The following is a 21,458-nucleotide window of genomic DNA, read 5'->3' on the forward strand; positions in this document are numbered from 1 at the left end:
GAAATCCGTTTGATCACTTCGTGATAGCGGATCTGAAGAACGCTCAACCGCCGCGCGGACCGGATGATACCGTACCCGGCTCAAAAAGCCGGATACGGTATCATCCGGTCCGCGCGGCTTCGATCTCCTATCGGCGGACGGCCGAAAGCAGTGCGTTCATGCCACCGAAAACGTCAGAGCCCGTCCGGCAGTTTACGCTCGCCCCTTACCTGCCGGAGCGAAAGCTGACGCCGGGCCGTAAACACCGCGTCGGCATTCATCTCTGGCTCCGCGACGAGCCATTGGAGATAATCGGTCGGGACTTCGCGAATCGGCACACCCTTGTGTCGGCCAAAGCGCAGCTTGGCGAGAAGTGCCGGTTCGCTGGATGCTTTTTCGGCCCGGTCCAGAAAATCCGCGATGTCGTGGCAACGGGGCATCAGCTCGCCCGCGATCCGGCGAAGAAGGACGGCCGTACAGACCGCATCGAAGAGCGCCCGGTGCGGGTGAAGACCGGCGAGCATGTCCCCCACCTCCGACAGATCGAGCGGAACATATTTGACGAGGCTTTGGAGCCCGTGCGCCCGCACGTTCGGAAAAGCCCTCAGAGCCAGCTTGTAGGTACACAACCAACGCCCGGTGAGGCGCAATCGCGAGCGATCGAAGTCCGCCCTCTGGGCTGCATAGGTTTCGGTTGCGAATGGCAGAACGGCCTCAGCGAAAGGCGGCGCATCGGCGAGCATCTCGTCGGAGATATGATGAACCCGGCGTGCGCCGTCGCTGATCGGAACGCCGCCCGGATCGCAAAAGGTCTGCATCGGATTGCAGATCGCGCCGGAGCCGAGATCGAGATCGATCGACCCGATTTCGATCACCGCATCCTCTTCGAGCTTTTGACCAGCCGTCTCCGTGTCGATGACGCGAACCATCGTCGACACGGGCTCGTCGAAAAGGCTCGGCGTTCTTGATGCTGGCGGGAAAAGATCGGTCATTCACCGAAAAGATCGTCTGTTTTCGGCAACCACGCAAGCGCTGCGAAACGCCGCGCATCCCGAAGCTGCCGTTCGAAATGACGGATGCAGCCTGTCAAAGCCGATTCCCGTCGGAAACCGGTCCGGGAAAAATCACGGCAACCAGTGGATGATCAAATGCCGTCAAAGCGAGGCCAGTCGGCTGGCCTCGCCTCAAACTGCGTTTCCGATTGCTTCCGTAAGCTATTTGTTCAGGAAATACGCGATCACGAACACGATCACAAAGGCACCAAGACCGCCGAGAATGCCGCCCGAGCCGAGAAGGCTTACCGCCATGGCGATCAGCAGTGCGACGACGAAGATCGCGCCCCATTTGAACATCGTGAGAAAGAGCGCGTAGGTGCGTTCGTGCTCCCGATAATCCATGTCCGCGTTGCTGTTCGTGTCGTAGCTGGGAAGCGTTGCCATTCGAGTACCTTTCGAGACGCGATATCCGGTCGGACATACACGAAGTGTTTCTTTCCTGGCAACGACAACGGGCCTGTTTCGCAGCTCTCCTTCTAACAAAAAAGGGCCGGCGAATAGCCAGCCCTTCCAATTGTTTCGATTCTAATCCGCTCAAGCGGCCTTGCGATCCTCGTGACGGCCTTCTTCGACCTCTTCGATGATCTTGCTGATGAAGGCCGGCAGATCGTCCGGGTTGCGCGAGGTAATCAGCGCCTCATGACACACGACTTCCTGATCGACCCAGTTTCCGCCAGCGTTCACCACATCGGTTTTAATCGACTTGTAGGACGTAATATCGCGTCCGCGCACGACATCCGCTTCGATCAGCAGCCAAGGTGCATGGCAGATCGCGGCAAGCGGCTTCTTGGAGTTGAAGAACTCGCGAACGAAGGACACGACCTTCGGATCGGCGCGCAGCACATCCGGATTGATCTGGCCGCCCGGCAGGACGAGCGCATGATAATCGGACACGCGCACTTCCGAAAGTTCCTTGTCCACATCGACTTCGAGGTTCCAGTGATCCTGATCCCAGCTGCGGATCTTCCCGCCCTTCGTGGAAATCACGTGAACTTCGGCACCGGCTTCCTTGAGTTTCTTCAAGGGTTCGGTCAGCTCGACTTCTTCAAAGCCGTCGGTTGCAAGAATTGCGATCTTTGCTTCAGTAATCTTGGTCATCATGTTCTCCGTTTTCATGGACACGTCCCGCAGCAAGTGGTGAAACCAAGACGCAGAAGCGTTCGACCCGTTCGATGACGAGCTCGAAATCAATCTGATGACAGGTCCTGTTTTCACCGGAACTTGGTGATCACCACCAAGGCACGTCGCTTTAACTTCGGCGAGACTTTCCGTGTTTGATTGGACAACGGCGCGTATCGGCGAACGTTCCATCGGCTCGCGGTCGTCAGTCTCATGAAATCAGCTGACGTCGTGTCAGATGTGAAACTCGAACGCTGCTTGTGAATTGAGCCCGGTAAGCCTGTCGGTTTCGCGAGCGGACCACCGGGTACCGATGACATAGCGGCTCAGGGATTTTCGCGGCACGCATGAAGCGCCGCAGGACCTCTGAAAGCCCACAGGCAGAAAGCACGACATGATCCCGGATTGGCTCCATCTCCTCTCGATCGCTCTCATTCTCACGGGCCTTGCCTCGTTCCTGATCCTGCTTGCGATTGTGATCTACCGTCCGCAGCACATGGCGGTGATGAACTTCGTCTGGCCGATCACCGGCCTTTACGCCGGTCCGCTCGCCCTCTGGGGCTATTTCCGATACGGCTGGCTTGCCCGCGAAGACATTGCACGCGCCGCGATGGAGCGGGACGAGCCCATGCCGCACAAGGAGAAGACGCCCTTTTTCGCGTCGGTCGGCAAGGGAACCACCCATTGCGGCGCGGGATGTTCGATCGCCGACATCATTGCCGAGACGATCGCCTATCTCTTTCCGGTGGTCGCGGTGTACTTCGGGTACGAAATCCTGTTTTCGGAAAAGATCTTCGCCGTCTGGATCTTCGATTACGTCCTCGCGCTGATCATCGGCATCGCGTTCCAGTATGCCTCGATCAAGCCGATGAACCCGGATATGAGCCCCGGCAAGGCCCTCGCCGCGGCAGCAAAAGCCGACATCCTGTCACTGACCGCCTGGCAGGTCGGCATGTATGGCTTCATGGCATTTGCCCATTTCTTGATTTTCGGCGCGGTGATCGGCGTTGCGATCAATCCGTCCATGCCGGAATTCTGGGCGTCCATGCAGATCGCCATGATCTGCGGCTTCTTCACCGCCTATCCCGTCAATCGCTGGCTGATCTCGAAAGGCTTGAAGGAGAGGATGTAGCCTGCCGCAGGGTCCATCCTCCAGCGCGCCATTCTCTCTGCTGGCTGCTGGCCGATGTTTGAACCTCGTTTTGCCCGGAGACTGGCGAATCTCGCGGCCTCCACCCATGTAGCGGGCTCAGGACAAAAGCGGGCCCATGCCCCGCAGACAAAGGACAGGCCGGCGACAAGCCCGCCAAACCCGTAACGAGCCATGACAGATTATTCTCCCCGCGAAATCGTATCCGAACTCGACCGCCACATCATCGGCCAGAACGACGCCAAGCGCGCCGTCGCGGTCGCCTTGCGCAATCGCTGGCGCCGGCAGCAGCTTGAGCCGGGTCTGCGCGAAGAGGTCATGCCGAAGAACATCTTGATGATCGGCCCGACGGGCGTCGGCAAGACGGAGATTTCCCGCCGCCTCGCCAAGCTCGCCGGTGCGCCTTTCATCAAGATCGAGGCGACCAAGTTTACCGAGGTCGGCTATGTCGGCCGCGATGTGGAGCAGATCATCCGCGATCTCGTGGAGATCGGCATCGGACTCGTGCGCGAGAAGAAGCGCGAAGAGGTGAAGGCGAAAGCCCACAAGGGCGCAGAGGATCGCGTTCTAGAAGCCCTTGTCGGCAAATCCGCCTCGCCCGCGACGAAGGATTCCTTCCGCAAGAAGCTGCGCAGCGGCGAACTCGACGACAAGGAGATCGACATCGAGGTCGCCGACACGTCGAACCCCATGGGCGGCATGGACATTCCCGGCATGCCGGGCGGCAATATCGGCGTTCTCAACCTGTCGGAAATGTTCGGCAAGGCGATGAACCGCACGAGGCAGGTTCGCACTAACGTGCGCGATTCCTACGACCTTCTCATCGGTGAGGAATCCGACAAGCTACTCGATCAGGAGCAGCTCACCCGCGAGGCCATCGAAGCGGTCCAGAACAACGGCATCGTCTTTCTCGACGAGATCGACAAGGTCGCGAACAAGGATGGCCATTCGGCGGGCGTTTCCCGCGAGGGCGTGCAGCGCGACTTGCTGCCTCTTGTCGAGGGCACGACGGTTGCGACGAAGCACGGGCCGGTGAAGACCGATCACATCCTCTTCATCGCCTCCGGCGCCTTCCATGTGTCGAAGCCCTCGGACCTTCTGCCGGAGCTTCAAGGCCGCCTGCCGATCCGCGTCGAGTTGCGAGCCCTCACGCGGGAGGATTTCCGCCGGATTCTGACCGAAACGGAAGCTTCGCTCATCAAGCAATATATCGCGTTGATGAAGACGGAGAATGTAAACCTCGAGATCACCGAGGATGCGATCGACGCGCTCGCCGATACGGCTGTGAAGCTGAACGGCTCGGTCGAGAACATCGGTGCCCGCAGGCTTCAGACCGTCATGGAGCGTGTCCTCGACGACATTTCCTTCGAGGCACCGGACAAGGGCGGCGAGACCTATACGATCGACGCGGCCTATGTTCACAACGCGCTCGACGGCATTGCCGGCGATACGGACCTTTCGCGTTTCATCCTGTAACGGGCTGAAGACCGGCTCCCGTTTTCACGGCATCGCCGCTCGAAGGCGTTCAATCGAGGCAACGGCCTGAAAATCAGTGACGATTTTTGGGCCGTTGCTGTAACGTGCCCACCTGCTGGGATTGAGGGCGCAGGGTTCGATGAAACGGGGAGCGATCAGTATTCCGGCGAGGTCGGGTCGTCCGGCGATTCGGCGCCGGTTCTGGATCCTGCGCGGCGTTGCGACGGTCACGGTCGTTGCGATCGCCTTACTGGCCATCGTCTTTTCCGGGCAATTCGCCGCCGAGCGTGAACGCGAGCTCATCGTTCGCGATGCGACCGAAACGCTCAACGTTCAGACCGCCGTTCTCGAAGGCATTCTCGACAAATATCGTCTGCTGACGCCGCTGGTCGCACAGGCCCGTGAAATTCGCTCGATCCTCTCCCCGCCCGGCGCACCCCTCATCGAGATCGACCGGAACGAGGCGCTTTCGGAAGTGGCGCGCATTACAGCGATGTCAGGAGCGCTCGACGTCGCGCTTCTTTCGGCCGGCCAGGAGATCATCGCCTCTTCGCGGAATCGTTTGTCGATGGACAATCCGGAGGTTCAATCCGCTCTGCAAGTTGCCTCGGAGGGTCGGCTCGGTCGTCAAAGCCTCATTCTACCCGATGGCGAAAGGGCCTATCTGTTCGCCTGGATGGTTCGCCGGCAACAGAACATCCTTGGTTATGTGATGGTGCTCGTGGGCTTCGAGGCGGTCGAGTCGACCTGGGCGCTTTCCAAGAACCCCATCATCGTGACCGACAGGTTCGATCGGATTTTCCTGACCAATCGCCCGGAATGGGGGATCGAGACGCTCCCTCCCAGCGATTCGGCGTCATTGTTCGGCCGCATCGGCGATATGGACCTGCCCTATCTCGAACGAAGCCGTTACATGCCCCTGCTCGAATGGGATGTGCATGTCCTGGCCGACACGCGCGGCGTCACGCAGGCAGCGCTCTATTTTCAGGCTCTCGCCGCGCTTGTTGCAATTCTCCTCGCTTCGATCGTCGGCGTGCTTCTGCGCAGGCGCGAGCAGGCGATCCTTCGCGAGCGCCGGGACCGATCGGTCGCATTGCGGCTGGAGCGGAAGGTGCGCGACCGGACGCGTGCCTTGAGCCGTACCAACCAGACGCTCACGGGCGAGGTGGAGGAGCGCCGACAAACGGAAGAAAAGCTGCGCAAGACGCAGAACGAGCTTGTCCAGACCGCCAAACTTGCAGGTCTTGGCCAGATGGCGGCGGCTCTCGGCCACGAATTCAACCAGCCGATCGCAGCGATCAGAACCTATGCCGACAACGCAGTCCGCCTGATCACCAGCGACCGCGCGGACATGGCGGCCCAGAACCTCAAGCGCATCACCGCCATGACGGAGCGCATGGCGGAACTGTCGAAGACCCTGCTTGCCTTTGCCCGTAAACCCGGACCGACCTTGAGCGCAGTTGCGCTCGGGGCCGTTCTCGACGAGGCGATGATCCTCGTGCGCCCGCGCCTGAGAAAGGCCGGAATTACCCTCGTCATCGCGCCGGAACTGCGGGATCTGGATGTCATCGGCGGCAAAATCCGCCTGAGCCAGATTTTCGTCAATCTGATCAACAACGCGGCCGACGCCATCGGCGAAACCTCGGGAAGCAAGATCGAGATCGGCCTTTCGAAACGCACAATCGAGGGCATGGCCGTGATCGAGGTTCGTGACGACGGTCCAGGGATCCCGGCGAACCTCCAATCTGAAATCTTCGAACCCTTCGTCACGACGAAATCGAGCGGCGAAGGGATCGGGATCGGCCTGTCCATCGTCTCCAACATCCTTGCCGATTTCGGCGGCACGATCAGCCTCGTAACGAGCGGCACGAACGGAACGGTGTTTGCAATTTGCCTGCGAACCGCCGATAGCCCGGCAATTGCCGCCCAATAATCCGAGCGGGAGCCTCCCACATGCCCGATCCAAGCGCCGCAGTCGTTCATCTCGTCGACGATGACGAAGATCTGCGCGATGCACTCGCCCAAGGGCTCGAACTGGAGGGCCTGCCGGTGCGCATCCATCAGGACGGGTCCGCGCTCATCTCCCAGCTTCGCCATGATGCCTATGCCGTCGTCGTCAGCGATATCCGGATGAAGGGGCTCGACGGACTGCAACTCTTGAAACAGGCCCTTGCCATCGACCCGGCCCTGCCGGTCATCCTGATTACCGGCCATGGCGACGTCCAGATGGCGGTGGATGCGATGCGGACCGGGGCCTACGACTTTATCGAGAAGCCGTTTTCGGTCTCCCGGCTCTATTCCGTCATCGAGCGCGCCCTCGAAAAGCGCCGGCTGGTGATGGAAAATCGCCTGTTGCGCTCGGTTCTGGACGGCCAGCAGGAACTCGCCGCGCGGCTTGTCGGTCGAACCCCCGCCATCCAGAGGCTGCGCGACGAGATTTCGGCGCTCGCCGGCACGGATGTCGATATCCTCATCCTCGGCGAAACCGGATCGGGCAAGGAGGTGGTCGCCCGGGCACTGCACGATTTCGGCGACCGCAAGAAAGGCAATTTCGTCGCCATCAACTGCGCCGCCCTGCCCGCAGACATCATCGAGTCCGAGCTCTTCGGTCATGAGCCCGGCGCATTCACCGGGGCCCAGAAGCAGCGCATCGGTAAGCTCGAGCACGCCGATGGCGGCACGATTTTCCTCGACGAGATCGAGTCCATGCCCCTCGATCTGCAGGCAAAGCTTCTGCGCGCGATCGAGACCCGGACGATCGAGCGCCTCGGTTCGAACAAGCCCATCGCGCTCGATATCCGCTTTCTGGCAGCCACGAAGACCGATCTTTCCGAAGCAGGCCGAAAAGGCATGTTTCGCTCCGACCTTTATTATCGGCTCAACGTCGTCACCATGACGATCCCGCCCCTTAGGGACCGCCGCGAGGACGTGCCGCTTCTGTTCTATCACCTCGCACGCGAGGCGCGGGCACGGTTCCGGCGCGATATTCCAGAGATCAATCCCCAGATCGAGGCGATGCTGATCAGGCAGGAATGGCCCGGCAATGTCCGCGAACTGCGCAACTACGCGGACCGTTTCGTGCTCGGCATGTGGCCCGGAGCGGAGCCGGCGAAGCAAGTCGTCTCTGCGGGATCCAACGACACCTTCAGCGAGAACGGGTCCCTTGCCGATCGCATGGCCGCCTATGAAAAGCTCGTCATCGAGACGGAGCTCTCACGCCATCAGGGCGCATTGAAACCCACCTACGAAGCGCTGCAAATCTCGCGCAAGGGATTGTACGACAAGATCAAACGGCTTGGGATCGAAACAAGCGAAGCCGACGAGGAACCCGGCCAAGCCTGACGCGTTTTACCGCTCAGCACGGCAAACCGTCATGCGCGGCATGCATCCTGCGGATTCCGGCAGGCCAATGTGTCGTCAGCTGCCGATCGACCTCTTCCAGATGGGTAACCTGTTACCCATCGGCTTGGTTGAGCCTCTGAACGCCCTGCGGCGAATCCGGCTAACCCTTTGAAGAGTCTGGGCTCCGGAAAAGTATTCTTCTCCAATCCCGCATTTGGCACGGGGCATGCATTGCTTTTCGTATCGCGACGGCGGGAGGCATTGCGAGACTTGTGGCAGAGCCCTTGTGGCCGGTCGCGCAGACCAGAAGTCGTCTCTAGTTCTCCCGCAAAACGCGTGTCACACTGTGGTTTCGGACCGGTCATTCCGGCTCGACACGAAAACGTTTTGGAGGACGGATCAGTCGATCCGTCACGGAGGAGGAAATTCCATGAAGAATTATATGCTCGGTACGATTTCGGGTCTCGCACTCGTCATGGCTGCTGGCGCAGCACAGGCTCAGACCGACGCCTGCGACGACGGCGAAATGGTCATCAAGTTCAGCCACGTCGTCGCGGACAGCGGTCACCCGAAGGGTGATGCGGCCCAGCTGCTCGCCAAGAACGTCAACGAGCAGATGGACGGAAAGGCTTGCATGCAGATCTTCCCGAACTCGACGCTCTATGACGACGACAAGGTGATGGAAGCGCTGCTCCTCGGCGACGTTCAGATCGCCGCGCCGTCACTGTCGAAATTCGAGGCCTACACCACCAAGTTCCGCCTCTACGACCTGCCCTTCCTGTTCCCGACCCTTGAAGACGCCAACAACTATCTCGCTTCCGAGGATGCGGCCCAGCTCCTCACGGTGCTGGAAGACGAGGGCTACAAGGGCCTCGGCTACATTAATTCCGGTTTGAAGCAGTTTTCCGCGAACAAGCCGCTCATCAAGCCTGAGGATGCTGCCGGCCTCAAGTTCCGTGTTCAGACCTCGGACGTCGCCGTGGCAATGATCGAAGCCCTCAACGCCTCGGCACAGAAGCTTGCCTTCAAGGAAGTCTACGGCGCACTCCAGACGGGCGTCGTCGACGGCCAGGAGAACACCTGGTGCAACATCTATACCCAGAAGTTCTTCGAAGTTCAGGACGGCATGACCGAAACGAACCATCAGCTTCTGGCCTATGGCATGATTACCAGCCAGGACTGGATCGACGGCCTCGACGATGACGTACGCGAGCAGTTTCTTCAGATCGTGAACGACACCCTGAAGCAGTCGAACGACAATGTCGCCAAGCAGGAAGGCGAGTGCAAGCAGTCGATCGCGGACACCGGCGCCACGATCCGGACCCTCGACGGCAGCCAGCGTGAAGCCTGGGTGGAAGTCATGAAGCCGGTGTGGAAGCAGTTCGAAGGCGATATCGGTCTCGACGTGATCGAAGCAGCCGAGAGCTACGGCTCGACCCAGAAGGCCGACGCGTCAAGCAACGGCTCGAGCGAAAAGGCACAGAACTGATCTGATGCGCCGTGGCCGCGCCCATCGGGGCGCGGTCACGCAATCGACCGTTCGACTTGGGTGATCACCGGGAGGAATTTATGGAACTTATGGGAATGACCATCGCGCTCATCGCGCTGGTCACGGTTTTGTTTTTGGCCGAGCGAGCTTTTCCCGCCGCCGTTGAAAGCCTGGAGGAGAACATTATCGCCATCCTGATGGCGCTCATCACGTTCATTTCCTTCTTTCAGGTCATCGGACGCTACGGCTTCAATTCCGGCTGGCAAGGCGCACTGGAAGCGACCCGCATCCTGTTCGCCTGGCTGATCCTGTTCGGTATGGGATACGGCATCAAGGTCGGTATCCATCTCGGCGTCGACGCGGTCATCCGCCTCTTTCCCAAGCCACTGTTCAAGGCCGCAGCCCTTTTCGGTGCCTTTGCGACCTTCGCATACGGCATGCTCCTTCTTTATGCCGGCTGGCTCGCCTTCTTCGGCGCGGACGTCTCCACGAACTGGCGCCAGAGCGGCGCGATCGGCTACTGGACCTTCATGTTCGACCGGGGCACCGGGCTCGACGAACTGCGCTATCCCGAATGGATGCAAAGCGCGTTCGGCTTGCAGGACCGCGTTCAGCGCTGGGTCGCCTATCTGATGCTGCCCGTCGGCCTCGCCCTCCTCTCCTTCCGCTCGCTACAGGCGCTCGTTCTGATCGCGCAGGACAAGAAGGAACTCATCGTCGCGGGACACGAGGCGGAAGACCTCGTCCAGCAGAACCTCAACTCGATCAAGGACTGACCGGACCATGGAAACGGGTTTCCTCTTTATCATGGTCTTCGGCCTGCTGTTCCTCGGCGTGCCGGTTGCCATCTCGCTCGGCCTCTCCTCGGTCCTCGTCATCGCGCTGTTCTCGTCCGACTCCATGAGTTCGGTCGCATTGCAGCTCTTCACCGCGAGCCAGAACTACACGCTGCTCGCCATTCCGTTCTTCATCCTCGCCTCGGCCTTCATGTCGACCGGCGGTGTCGCAAAGCGGATCATCCGTCTCGCCATTGCCACCATCGGCCACTTTCGGGGTGGTCTCGCGATGGCCTCGGTCCTCGCCTGTATGCTGTTCGCGGCGCTTTCGGGCTCCTCGCCTGCAACCGTCGTCGCGATCGGCACGATCGCCATCGCCGGAATGATGCAGGTCGGTTATTCCAAGAGCTTCGCGGCGGGCATCATCGCCAATGCCGGCACGCTCGGCATTCTCATTCCGCCTTCGATCGTCATGGTCGTCTACGCGGCGGCGGTGAACGTCTCGGTCGGACGCATGTTCCTGGCCGGCATCATTCCCGGCCTTCTCGCTGGTGTGATGCTGATGCTGGCGATCTATGTGGTCGCCCGCTGGAAGAACCTGCCGGCCGAGGAATGGAAGGGTTTCGGCGAGATCGTCCAGGGCGGCAAGGAAGCCGGCTGGGGTGTCTTCCTCGTCGTCATCATTCTTGGCGGCATCTATGGAGGTGTCTTCACGCCCACCGAGGCAGCAGCCGTCGCGGCGGTCTATTCCGCCTTCGTCGCGCTCTTCATCTACCGTGACATGGGTCCGCTGAAGGAAGAGCCCTGGGTCGACAACGGTCGCAGCCACGAGGCTGTCATCGGTTTCAAGGCGCTCGTCTACGCTGTTGCCTTCTTCCTCATCTGGCTGATTCTCTCCTTCTTCGCCGTTGGTGAGCCAGGCGTCACCACGATCGGCTCGCGCGCCATCGCCGGCCTGATCGGCGTCGTGATCATCCTCTTCGCCTACCCCCTCTGGCGCCTGCAGCACGGAATGGCATCGCAGGCAGTCGGCGTCGACGGAAGTTCGGCCTATGTCGCAACAGGCACCGCGGGATCGGGCGTCATCGGGCAGATCCCCGGCGCTCTTGCCGCCGGTCTGCCGATCTGGGGCAGGAACCTGCGCCTGATGACGGTCGGATTCTTCCCGGCTCTCTTCCACGACGAGACGCGCAAGGTGATGGTCGACGCCTCGAAGACCACCGTCATGCTGATGTTCATCATCGTCAACGCGCTGCTCTTCGCCCACACGCTGACGGCCGAGCGCATCCCCGATGCGATCACCGCCCTGATGCTGGACTACGGCTTCAACTGGTTCACCTTCCTGATTGCCGTGAACGTCCTTCTGCTCATCGGCGGCCAGTTCATGGAGCCGTCCGGCCTGCTCCTCATCGTCGCGCCGGTCGTGTTCCCGATCGCGATGGAGCTGGGAATCGATCCGATCCATCTCGGCATCATCATGGTGGTGAACATGGAGATCGGCATGATCACACCGCCGATCGGTCTCAACCTGTTCGTGACCTCGGGCATAACGGGCATGAGTCTCGTGAGTGTGGTGAAGGCGGCAGCGCCCTTCGTCTGCGTCCTCTTCGTCTTCCTGATCCTCGTCACCTACGTTCCAGTCCTTTCGACGTTCATTCCGAACGCCCTGATGGGGCCGGAAATCGTGACGCGCTGACCGGGTCAGCCCGACCAAAAGGAATCAGTAGCTGAACAACGAACGGCCCGCGTCAGACATGGCGCGGGCCGTTCGCGTTGAGGCCGTCCATCACCGCCGCCGGTGCCCACCCAGTGACCAAACAAACAAGTCGCACTCGAAGCGCTGCGGATACGCGATGCGTATGATCGCTGAACTACCGATTTCGAGGAGGATTACGTGCCATGTGCGCTCAGATAGGGTCTGCCTGGTTCGAGGCGGACGCCCTGGCCGACGGCCTCATGGACGCTCCGGGAAGGCTCCAGCGCAGTCTTTTCGAATATCCGCCAAGGGGAAAGAGAATCGCGGCACCTCGTCCTTCGTGTCAAGATCGTGGCAGGATCCTCGGAGAGACGCACCGAAGCCTTGTGCAGATCACTGCGAAAGGCCTCCATCTCGCAAAGAATTTCCATGTTTCAAAACACGTGATGCACCCGGGCACCAGTCTGGGCCAATGATCTCTTGATGTGGCAAACGCTTGGGAATAAAGGGGTTACGGCCCTTTGAGAGAGGGGAAGCCGACCTCGGTAACGCAGGATTAAGCGCTTCGGGGTTAGGTAATGGCGATGTCGGGCGAGTGTTGCGGTTTCGCACTTGCTCGTATCGCCAAATCGCAACAGTTTGCAGGCAGGTATCGGTCAACGCGACCGAACCTTAACTGCGGCATCATCCGTCAGGCACTGATAGGTATAGAAATGAAAAAGATCATCATCGCTTCGGTCGCGGCCCTCGCAGTCGCTTCTTTCGCTGGTTGCATGGGCAAGGGTAAGGGCAAGGGCAAAGAGCCTGTTGCTGCTCCGGCTCCTGTCTATGAAGAGACCTACGTCACCAAGGGCTAATCCCCTTGTAGGAATTGGGGGGGCTGGCAGTCGCCGCTCCCCCAAATTCGGCCTTAATCGGGCGTTAGGGACAATATGTTCCCCTTTCCACACTCAGCAGGCAACGTTCTCATTCGAACGTAGCACGGCATTTGCCAGCGTTTAGGATCGGCCGATATGGCATTCAGTTTTTCAAAGATTGGCGCGATCGCGCTTGTCTCCGTAGCCCTTGCTGGCTGCACCTCGACATCCACGTCGAGCAACATGACCGTTGGCGCACCGACCGCCAACCTGACTTCGGCGCAAAGCCAGGTCAGTTTCACGCCCTGGTCCGGCCAAAGCGCCGTCGGCGTTCTCGACAAACCCTATTTCATGTCCTTCCGCGCTCGTAACGCAGAAAGCTATGGCCACTCGTTCGTCGCCTTCGGACAGCTCGATTCCACTGGACGGGTTCCCTATGACCGCTCCGGCGAACTTGTACCGTCGATGGTCGAGATTGCGGGATTCTGGCCGGAAGGCGGACCCGGAATGTATTCGATGGGCCATATCGTCCCCGTTCCGTCAGGCACCGGCCCGACCGACGGCGACACGGAAATAGCCTATCTTCAGAACGAGATGACGATCCCGCTCACCGCTGCAGAGTATCAGCGGTTGTCTGCCTTTGTGCGAAAGAAGCAGGCCGGTCTCAAGCTCTGGAGCGCGGTCGCCTACAACTGCTCGTCCTTCAACAACGACGTAGCGGAATTCATGGGCATGCGCGGCGTCAACCATCTTTTGTTCCCTCGCAACTGGGTCGCAGCCTTCAAGAAGGCCAATCCGGGATACGAGACGCTACCGGGCGTCGACATCACCAGCTGATCCTGCGTCGCAAAGACTGCGGACTTCAACGAAAGCGGGCCACCTGGTCCGCTTTTTTGCGTTTTCGGCGCTGGCATTCCGGCCGCGCCCTGCCTATGGTCCGCGCCAAATCGGACGACCGCCACGACGAGGTTTCTTATGGCCGGACACCAGATTCCGCACTTCCAGAACGATGCAGGCCACGACGTCATCGAGATCGGCGTCACGGAGTTCATGTGCTGCGGCGCGAATCCGCCCCACGATCATCCGCACGTCTTCCTCGACATGGGCGACGAGCGGGAAAAGATCTGTGCGTACTGCTCCACGCTCTTCAAATATTCCAGCGATCTGAAAGCCACTGAAACCAAGCCAGCCGGCTGTCTTTACGAAGGCTGAACCGAAGGTTTCGGCTCATCGATCCATGGACGCTTCATCTGGACGATCGATCGCGATTATCGGCGCCGGCATAGCCGGCCTGACCATGGCCCTGTCGCTTGCACGGCGCGGGATCGGCTCAAGGATCTTCGAGCGAGCAGAGACCCTGGAGGAGGTCGGAGCCGGCCTTCAGCTCTCCTCCAACGCGCTGAGCGTTTTCGACCGGCTCGGCCTGACCAAGGCCCTTCGCCAGCGCGGCGTCGAAGCGGAGACCGTGACCCTGCGCAGTGGCCGAAGCGGTCGAAGGCTTGCAACGGTGCCCGTCGGATCGGGTCCCGATGCGCCCTATCTTTCAATCCATCGCGGCGACCTTCAGACGGCTCTCCTCGACGCCGTCCGGGCCGAATCGCGGATCCGGCTCGAAACCGGCCATGAACTCGTCGCGATTGAGAAGCAGTCAGAGACCATATCCGCGAAATTCCGGGCAGCCGACGGAGAGCTGAGCTCTATTACGGCCGATCTTCTCGTTGCAGCCGATGGGGTGAACAGCCGGGTCGCAAAACTGAGCGGGCTTGAGCCTTCGGTCTTCGCAGGTGCCATTGCCTGGCGCGGCCGCGTCACCGGAAAAGCCGCTCTCAGCTACAATTCCAAAACCTCTGGAATCACGGCTTGGCTCGGAGCGAAGCGCCATGCCGTCGCCTATCCGATTCGGTCAGGGGAAGAGGTCAATCTCGTCCTCGTCGAGAAGGCCACCTCGGAGGATACGGCGGACGGGCGGAGCCTCCCCGAGGCATTCTCCAGCTGGAATGCCGATCTCAAGGAACTGATAGCGGAAGCCGGCGCGTTTACCCCCTGGCCGCTTCGTGGCGCGCCGTCAGGGCGGCCATGGGTGCTCGCAGAAGGACATGTCGTCCTGATCGGCGATGCTGCCCACGCCATGCTTCCTTTCGCGGCTCAGGGTGCGGCCATGGCAATCGAGGATGCGTTCGTGCTCGCCCACGAGATCGCGGAGAGCCACGATCTCGGCGCGGCTTTGTCATCCTTTGAGGCCGTACGGCGGGGACGCGTCGACCGCGTCGTCGCACGGGCGCGTTTTCACCGGTTCGTCTATCATCTGCCCCTGCCCTTTTCTCTGGGGCGCGACCTCGTCATGGCGACGACACCGGCCGCACGCCTGCGCGCCTCGCTTTCCTGGCTCTACGATTGGAAGCCGCCCTCGTCCGACTGATTTCCCAAAACTCAGCTTCCGTTCATCTTGAGCGCCCTATCTCACGCTCAATGATCCCGTGGAGAGACCGCAAAGGCTCGCCATGGCATCGAGAACACCAAATGTGAGTTGGACACCATGTTCGATATCAGGAAAGCCGGCCGCTTCGCTTGCGTTGCGACGCTGGCCACCTCGACAGCCCTTGCCGGTCCGGTCTCGGCCTATGCCGCCGACCGCGCCGAATACCGCCTTGCGCAGGCCGATGGCGACGGTCAGCCCGTCCTTCCGCCGGAAGCGCAGCCTGCTGAACAGGCTCCTCCGGCAGAAGAGCCAGCTCCCGCGCCAGCCGCGGAAGAACCCGCCCCGGAACCCGAGCCTCAGCCAGAGCCAGCTCCGGAGCCGCAACCTGAGCCTGAGGCCCCCGCTGTAGAAACGCCTGCGCCTGCTGCTGAAGCACCGGCCCCGGAGCCACAGGCCGAAGAAGCGCCTGCGCAGGAGCCCGCTCCCGCTGAAGAGGCAGCACCTGCCGAGCCAGCGGCACCCGCTGATGCAGCTCCCGAACCGACCCCGGAGCCTCAGCCAGAACCGGAGCCCGCTGCAGAACCCGAGCCTCAGCCAGAGCCAGCTCCTGAACCGGAGACACAGGCTACCCCGGCTGAAGAAGCAGCTCCTGCTGAAGAAGAACCTGAAGCGGAAGAAGCGCCGGCAGCTGAGGCAGCTCCCGAGGCAGCACAACAGCCTGAGGCAGCGCCGGAAGCCGACGCGACGATGGACGAGGCTGCTCCCGAAGCGACCACAGAGCCTTCAGCGACTGAGGAGCCCGCACAGGGCGTAGTGCCGGGAGAAGCACCGTCGGCTGACGAAGCGCCAGCCGAAAGCACGGACGCCGCGCCTTCGCCGGAAGAAGTCCCTGCCATTGAGCCAACGCCGGAGCCTTCGGCTGCCGAGGAAACGCCTTCCGAAACCGCTCCCTCTGAGACCGCTCCGGCTGGAGCAGAAGCTGGAGACACCGAGGAAAGCCCGGCAGCGGCAGCAGCGCCGCAGACGCCGGCAGCGCCTGAAGAGGAGCCGGAGGCCGTTTCCGAAGAGATCCAGACCGAGGCCGTTCCTGAAGGCGGCGTTGCCGCAAGCGATGCCCGCGTCCAGACGCTGGCAGAACCGGTCGGCGACATTCCGTCCGCGACGGCCGAACAGGGTGAGCGGATCGAGGCGACGACCATCAACAATTCGACGGTCACCGACAATTCGACCACCACGACCAACAACACGACGGCAACCAACAATACGGCCACGACGAACAATACGACGGTCAACAACACGACCGTGATTCGCGGCCCACAGCCGGAAGTGCCCCCTGGCGTTGAGGTGGTCGAGCGCGACGACGACGGCCGAGAAATCCTTTCGCTGGTGGGTGCCGGTCTTGCCGGCGCTGCGGCAGGCGCTGCGGCTGCCTATTTCATCCGCAGCGACGACACGAGCCGTGTCGCCGTCGACGCGCAGGATCAGTATTATGATCGTCTGGGCGGTGGCCGCATTCGCGAAACCATCGTTCGCGACAACGGCGTTCAGGTCGTGACGATCACGAATCGCTACGGCGAAACGATCCAGCGTTCGCGCATCCTGCCGGACGGCCGGGAAGTCGTGCTTTTCTACGATCCGTATGCGGAGAGCGACACGGCTAACCAGCAATATTTCTACGATCCCGGCGCGGAGCTTCCGCCGGTTCGCTACACCATTCCCGAATCGGACTATATCGTCGATGTGGCCGAGCCCGATCAGGATCTCTATTACCGCACCATTGTCGCACCGCCTGTGGAAACCGTTGAGCGGATCTACTCGGTGGACGAGGTGCGCCGGTCCAAGCGCATTCGCGACAAGGTTCGCCGGATCGATCTCAACACGATCAATTTCGGCTTCGGTTCGGCTGAGATCACGCAGGAACAGGTTTCCAATCTGGAAGCCCTCGCCCGCGCGATTTCCGACGTGATCGAGCAGAATCCGGACGAGACCTTCATTGTCGAGGGTCACACGGACGCGGTCGGCTCGGACCTTGCCAATCTGAGGCTCTCCGACAAGCGGGCCGAGACCGTGGCGGCCGCACTCACCAACTTCTTCGACGTCCCGCCGGAAAACCTGATCACTCAGGGCTATGGCGAGGAATTCCTGAAGGTGAACACGCAGGGGCAGAATGCGGAGAACCGCCGTGTGACGGTGCGCCGGATCACGCCGCTGGTGAAGCCGGTCCAGACGTCCACCGCACAATAGCAGTGGCGCACCGCCGATAGAGACGAAAAAGCAGCCCCGGATCCCTCAAAGGATCCGGGGCTGCTTGTTGTATGACCGGCTATCGCACTGTCTTTGCTTCAGGCCGCAGCTTCCTGAAGCGCGTCGGGCACCTCGGCCTGGGCACCGCGAAGACCGAGGATGTGGCAGATCGAATAGACCAGATCGGCCTTGTTCATCGTGTAGAAGTGGAAATCCGAAAACCCGCGCTGGGACAGGTCGAGGACCTGCTCGGCGCAGCATGCAGCCGCCACATGGCTATGGGTCAGCGGATCGTTCTCCAGGCCCTCGAAGCGTACCCGGACCCAATCCGGGATCGAAGCCCCGGCCTTGCCGGCAAAGCTCGCGATCTTCGTGAAGTTGTGCACCGGCGCGATGCCCGGCACGATCGGGATGTAGATGCCCGCCTTGCGCACGCGCTCGACATAGCGTTCGAAGATATCGTTATCGAAGAAGAACTGGGTGATCGCGCGCGTTGCTCCCGCATCCACCTTGCGCTTCAACAGGTCGATATCCGTCATCAGGTCGGCGCTCTCGGGGTGCTTTTCCGGATAGGCCGAGACGGACACTTCGATGTCGCTGTCGATCGCCTTGATGCCTTCGGTGAGTTCAGCGCCGTTGCGATAACCGTCCGCGCGGCCCTGCCACTCCTGACCGACGCCGAGCTGGCTGTCGCCGCGCAGCGCGACGAAGTGCTTGACTCCGGTCCGGCAATACTGGCGCACGACCTCGTCGACCTCTTCTTTGGAGGCGTCGACGCAGGTCAGGTGCGCCGCCGGCGTGAGATCGCTCTGCTTCAGGATGCGCTCGATCGTCTGATGGGTGCGCTCGCGGGTCGAGCCGCCGGCACCATAGGTGACCGAGACGAACTCCGGCGAAAGCGGCGCGAGCCGCTCGATCGATTGCCACAATGTCTGTTCCATCTTCTCCGTCTTGGGCGGGAAGAATTCGAACGATACGCGGATCGGCTGCGATGTCGGACGCGGTTTCAACATGGTTTCAGTCTCCAGTTCAGTCGCCGGTGCCCCCGGCTTGTTCAGCGTTTCGCGAAAGAAGTGATCGGTTCAGGCGACGGCCATGGACGGAAGCTCATCACCCGGCGCGAGAATCAGGCGTTTGTCCTGTCCGATGCAGATGGTCACGGTCAGCCCTCCGGTTTCCGCAGCGCCCGAGCGAAGATGCTCGACGGCGCGCATTTCCAGCCCCGCATCCTCCATGAAGCCCTTGAGGCTCTCCTCGGGAAAGCCAAGGCGCAAATGGGCGTGCTCGGTGCGCAGGAATTCCATCTCGTGGGGCGCGAAATCGACGATCACCAGCCGGCCGCCCGGCGCAAGAACGGAGGCAGCCTCACGCACCGCACGCTGCGGCTCGTCGAGATAGTGCAGAACCTGATGGAGCAGGACGAGATCATAGGTTTCGCCGTTGGCCGGCAGATTATAGGCATCGCCAACACGCAGCTGCGCATTCGTGACCTCGGCATTGTCGAGCTTGGCTCTGGCGGCGGAAATCATCTCGCGCGATGTATCGACGCCGAGCATCCGCTCGCAGCGATCGGCGAGAAGCTGCATCATGCGCCCCGTACCGGTGCCGATATCGAGCATGGTGCCGATCCGGCGCTTGCCGAGAACCCTGTCGAGGGCCGCGGCGACTTCGGCGTCCGGCACATGAAGGGCGCGAATCTTATCCCAATGGGCGGCATTGCGCGCGAAATAGTCGGCGGCGCGCCGCGCCCGCTCGGCGCGAATGGCCTCCAGCCGCTCGCGATCCTTTCGAATGACGGCATCGTCGACTTCGATCCCAGTTTCCAGCGAGCGCGCCAGAATTCCCGCCGGATGCCGGTCGGCAACGCGAAAATAGGCGAATGCCCCTTCCTGATAGCGCTCGAGCACGCCACATTCCGACATCAACTTCAGGTGACGGGAGATACGCGGTTGCGATTGCCCGAGAATGGTCGTCAACTCGCTGACAGTCAGGTCGCAAGACTTCAGGACCATCGCGAGTCGCAGCCGCGTGGGCTCGGCCAATGCCTTGAGGACATCGACAATGCGTTCGAAATCGAGGGTCGGCGCCGAAGCCATTGCAGTCTCCTGTTTCCATGCCTCCTATGTCGACATAAAGATATGTTTATGTGATTTCAAAATGGAGCGCAAGGGATGATTTCGACCGCTCGATCCCTCTTCGCGATCGACTGGAAACACACAGTTACGAAGGCCGAGACATGAGTGACGATCCCATGAGACGGGATGGAGAAAGCCGCTTTTCCGTAAACGACGAGCGCCCATGGAACGCAGGCCTCCGTTTCATCGGCCGGATCGAATCGCCTTGGACCGAGAGAAGCGCGTGCCCCAAGAATCTCAGGCAGGCACGAGAGCGCGGGCAGCGCGCCCATGTCGTCGTGTTTCCGCCGTATAACGAGGCACTGACGGGGATCGAAAGCGGCTCCTGGGCCTTTCTCCTCAGCTTTCTCGATCGCGCCGGGCGCGACCTTGCCCTGCAGATGCCGCGCCATGCCGATGCGCCGCGCGGTACCTTCTCGCTGCGCTCTCCGGTGCGGCCGAACCCGATCGGGCTTCATCTGGTGAAGCTCGTCGCGATTGATCAGGCGGCGGGCCGGCTGGAGATCGACGCGATCGATGTTCTGGACGGAACGCCGCTGGTCGACATCAAACCGTATTTTGCGAGCGTCGACACACCGCCAGATGGTGACAGCTGACCATGGCGACCGAACGTCAGCGCCAGATCAAGAAGGCGGTAACCGCGCTTATTCCGCGCGCCCCGTTCCTCGATGCCGAAACGATCCGGGAAGCGGCCCGCGCCAGGCACATGCGGGGATTGAGACCGGAGGCCGCCGTCTGGCTGGCGACGATCGCCCATATCCGCCATCAGCACACCGATTACGACGTCCTCATGGACGACGGCTACGAGAAGGATGCGGCCCGCTTCTTCGTCCTCGATGAGACGAACGAGATACTCGACGACTGGGGCGCCTCACGCAGGCTGGACCCGGATGCCGAGGCCGACGAAGTGCCGGAGGCATCAGCCGATGACGACGAAGCCGATGCGCTGGACCACTTCTTGGACGAGCATTGATACCGTATTCGACTGATTGAGCCGGGGCCGGTATCGAAGCCCCAAGCGGTGCAGACAGGTTTTCAAATCCGTCATCGCGAAGCGATTTAACGGTCACATATGAGCCAGCCCGCTTCAGGTCAGCTCTCGTCGGTCTTGTTCTTCGTCGCCGGATCGAAGGTCCAGACGCGATAGACGTAGACAAAGACGATAATCACGAGAACGGCATTGGAAACCGGCCCTACATAGGTGCCGACCGCCTCGTATTGCGCGCGCAGGAAATATCCGGCGAGAGCGAGAAAGCTGGTCCAGATGGCGCTGCCAATTGCCGAATAGAGGAGGAATTTCCACAGCGGCATATGGGCGATGCCGGCCGGAACAGAAATCAGCGTGCGCACGGTCGGCACCAGGCGTCCGAACAGCACCGCTTCCGATCCATGGCGATTGAACCAGCTATTGGCCCGGTCCACATCCTCCGGCCCCATGGTGATCCAGCGGCCGTGCTTGGCCGCGAATGCCTTGGACCGGCGCAGTCCCATCCATTCGCCGATATAATACCAAGGAATGATCCCGAGCAGTGAACCGATCGTCCCCGATAGGATGACGGTGACGATACTCATCGAACCGGTCGCGGCCTCGTAACCGGCAAGCGGCATGATCAGTTCGGACGGAATGGGCGGAAACACGTTTTCGAGGAACATCAGCAGCGCGATCCCGAACGGTCCGAGCGTGGTCATGATCTCGCTGACGAAAGCGTCCATATCGATCT

General features: G+C 61.1%; 20 protein-coding genes. 14 read left to right on the forward strand and 6 right to left on the reverse strand.

Features of this window, described 5'->3' with window-relative positions; all coding sequences use genetic code 11:
- Window positions 1-173: 173 nt before the first annotated feature.
- The 3 genes from ABDX79_RS04450 to ABDX79_RS04460 form a co-directional block, all read right to left on the reverse strand.
- Window positions 174-971, reverse strand: coding sequence for an exonuclease domain-containing protein (locus tag ABDX79_RS04450; RefSeq protein ID WP_346219054.1), 798 nt, complete (start codon window positions 969-971; stop codon window positions 174-176).
- 222 nt (window positions 972-1,193) lie between these two features.
- On the reverse strand, window positions 1,194-1,418 hold the full coding sequence (locus ABDX79_RS04455) for an aa3-type cytochrome c oxidase subunit IV (RefSeq protein WP_346219055.1): 225 nt from the start codon (window positions 1,416-1,418) through the stop codon (window positions 1,194-1,196).
- A gap of 150 nt (window positions 1,419-1,568) precedes the next feature.
- Window positions 1,569-2,132: a type 1 glutamine amidotransferase domain-containing protein gene (locus ABDX79_RS04460; RefSeq protein WP_346219281.1), complete on the reverse strand. Its 564-nt coding sequence runs from the start codon at window positions 2,130-2,132 to the stop codon at window positions 1,569-1,571.
- Between the two features lie 415 nt (window positions 2,133-2,547).
- On the opposite strand from ABDX79_RS04460, the gene ABDX79_RS04465 reads away from it, so the two are divergent.
- From ABDX79_RS04465 to ABDX79_RS04520, 12 genes are all read left to right on the forward strand, one after another.
- Window positions 2,548-3,285 (forward strand): DUF4396 domain-containing protein, encoded by a 738-nt coding sequence (locus ABDX79_RS04465; RefSeq protein ID WP_346219056.1) that lies wholly within the window; start codon window positions 2,548-2,550, stop codon window positions 3,283-3,285.
- Window positions 3,286-3,477: 192 nt separating this feature from the next.
- Window positions 3,478-4,779 (forward strand): ATP-dependent protease ATPase subunit HslU, encoded by a 1,302-nt coding sequence (hslU, locus tag ABDX79_RS04470; protein ID WP_346219057.1) that lies wholly within the window; start codon window positions 3,478-3,480, stop codon window positions 4,777-4,779.
- A gap of 139 nt (window positions 4,780-4,918) precedes the next feature.
- Entirely contained in the window at window positions 4,919-6,712 is a 1,794-nt protein-coding gene (locus ABDX79_RS04475; protein WP_346219058.1) for a sensor histidine kinase, read from the forward strand.
- Between the two features lie 20 nt (window positions 6,713-6,732).
- On the forward strand, window positions 6,733-8,121 hold the full coding sequence (locus ABDX79_RS04480) for a sigma-54-dependent transcriptional regulator (RefSeq protein WP_346219059.1): 1,389 nt from the start codon (window positions 6,733-6,735) through the stop codon (window positions 8,119-8,121).
- Between the two features lie 430 nt (window positions 8,122-8,551).
- Complete coding sequence (locus ABDX79_RS04485) at window positions 8,552-9,610, forward strand: DctP family TRAP transporter solute-binding subunit (RefSeq protein WP_346219060.1); 1,059 nt, start codon at window positions 8,552-8,554, stop codon at window positions 9,608-9,610.
- 80 nt (window positions 9,611-9,690) lie between these two features.
- Window positions 9,691-10,386 (forward strand): TRAP transporter small permease, encoded by a 696-nt coding sequence (locus ABDX79_RS04490; protein ID WP_346219061.1) that lies wholly within the window; start codon window positions 9,691-9,693, stop codon window positions 10,384-10,386.
- A gap of 7 nt (window positions 10,387-10,393) precedes the next feature.
- Window positions 10,394-12,082 (forward strand): TRAP transporter large permease, encoded by a 1,689-nt coding sequence (locus tag ABDX79_RS04495; RefSeq protein WP_346219062.1) that lies wholly within the window; start codon window positions 10,394-10,396, stop codon window positions 12,080-12,082.
- 713 nt (window positions 12,083-12,795) lie between these two features.
- Window positions 12,796-12,939, forward strand: a complete 144-nt coding sequence (locus ABDX79_RS04500) for a hypothetical protein (RefSeq protein WP_007065759.1) — start codon at window positions 12,796-12,798, stop codon at window positions 12,937-12,939.
- Between the two features lie 156 nt (window positions 12,940-13,095).
- Window positions 13,096-13,776: a hypothetical protein gene (locus ABDX79_RS04505; RefSeq protein ID WP_346219063.1), complete on the forward strand. Its 681-nt coding sequence runs from the start codon at window positions 13,096-13,098 to the stop codon at window positions 13,774-13,776.
- A gap of 138 nt (window positions 13,777-13,914) precedes the next feature.
- The gene (locus tag ABDX79_RS04510) at window positions 13,915-14,151 is read left to right on the forward strand and encodes a zinc-finger domain-containing protein (RefSeq protein WP_346219064.1); all 237 of its coding nucleotides are present in this window, start codon (window positions 13,915-13,917) and stop codon (window positions 14,149-14,151) included.
- Window positions 14,152-14,176: 25 nt separating this feature from the next.
- On the forward strand, window positions 14,177-15,358 hold the full coding sequence (locus tag ABDX79_RS04515) for an FAD-dependent monooxygenase (protein WP_346219065.1): 1,182 nt from the start codon (window positions 14,177-14,179) through the stop codon (window positions 15,356-15,358).
- A gap of 117 nt (window positions 15,359-15,475) precedes the next feature.
- Entirely contained in the window at window positions 15,476-17,602 is a 2,127-nt protein-coding gene (locus ABDX79_RS04520) for an OmpA family protein (RefSeq protein WP_346219066.1), read from the forward strand.
- A 98-nt stretch (window positions 17,603-17,700) separates the two neighbouring features.
- Here the strand turns inward: ABDX79_RS04520 and metF are convergent, their stop codons facing one another.
- Window positions 17,701-18,615, reverse strand: coding sequence for a methylenetetrahydrofolate reductase [NAD(P)H] (metF, locus tag ABDX79_RS04525; RefSeq protein WP_346219067.1), 915 nt, complete (start codon window positions 18,613-18,615; stop codon window positions 17,701-17,703).
- Between the two features lie 69 nt (window positions 18,616-18,684).
- Window positions 18,685-19,698 (reverse strand): ArsR/SmtB family transcription factor, encoded by a 1,014-nt coding sequence (locus tag ABDX79_RS04530; RefSeq protein WP_346219068.1) that lies wholly within the window; start codon window positions 19,696-19,698, stop codon window positions 18,685-18,687.
- Window positions 19,699-19,838: 140 nt separating this feature from the next.
- On the opposite strand from ABDX79_RS04530, the gene tsaA reads away from it, so the two are divergent.
- Both tsaA and ABDX79_RS04540 read left to right on the forward strand, forming a co-directional pair.
- Complete coding sequence (gene tsaA, locus ABDX79_RS04535) at window positions 19,839-20,333, forward strand: tRNA (N6-threonylcarbamoyladenosine(37)-N6)-methyltransferase TrmO (RefSeq protein ID WP_346219069.1); 495 nt, start codon at window positions 19,839-19,841, stop codon at window positions 20,331-20,333.
- 2 nt (window positions 20,334-20,335) lie between these two features.
- Window positions 20,336-20,710, forward strand: coding sequence for a DUF2293 domain-containing protein (locus ABDX79_RS04540; RefSeq protein ID WP_346219070.1), 375 nt, complete (start codon window positions 20,336-20,338; stop codon window positions 20,708-20,710).
- A 119-nt stretch (window positions 20,711-20,829) separates the two neighbouring features.
- Here ABDX79_RS04540 and ABDX79_RS04545 read toward each other — a convergent pair whose 3' ends face one another.
- Window positions 20,830-21,450 carry a DedA family protein gene (locus tag ABDX79_RS04545; protein WP_346219071.1) on the reverse strand — a complete coding sequence of 207 codons (621 nt, stop codon included), beginning with the start codon at window positions 21,448-21,450 and terminating at the stop codon, window positions 20,830-20,832.
- Window positions 21,451-21,458: the final 8 nt, after the last annotated feature.

It is taken from the genome of Fulvimarina fulva (assembly GCF_039652615.1).
Taxonomy (GTDB): domain Bacteria; phylum Pseudomonadota; class Alphaproteobacteria; order Rhizobiales; family Rhizobiaceae; genus Fulvimarina.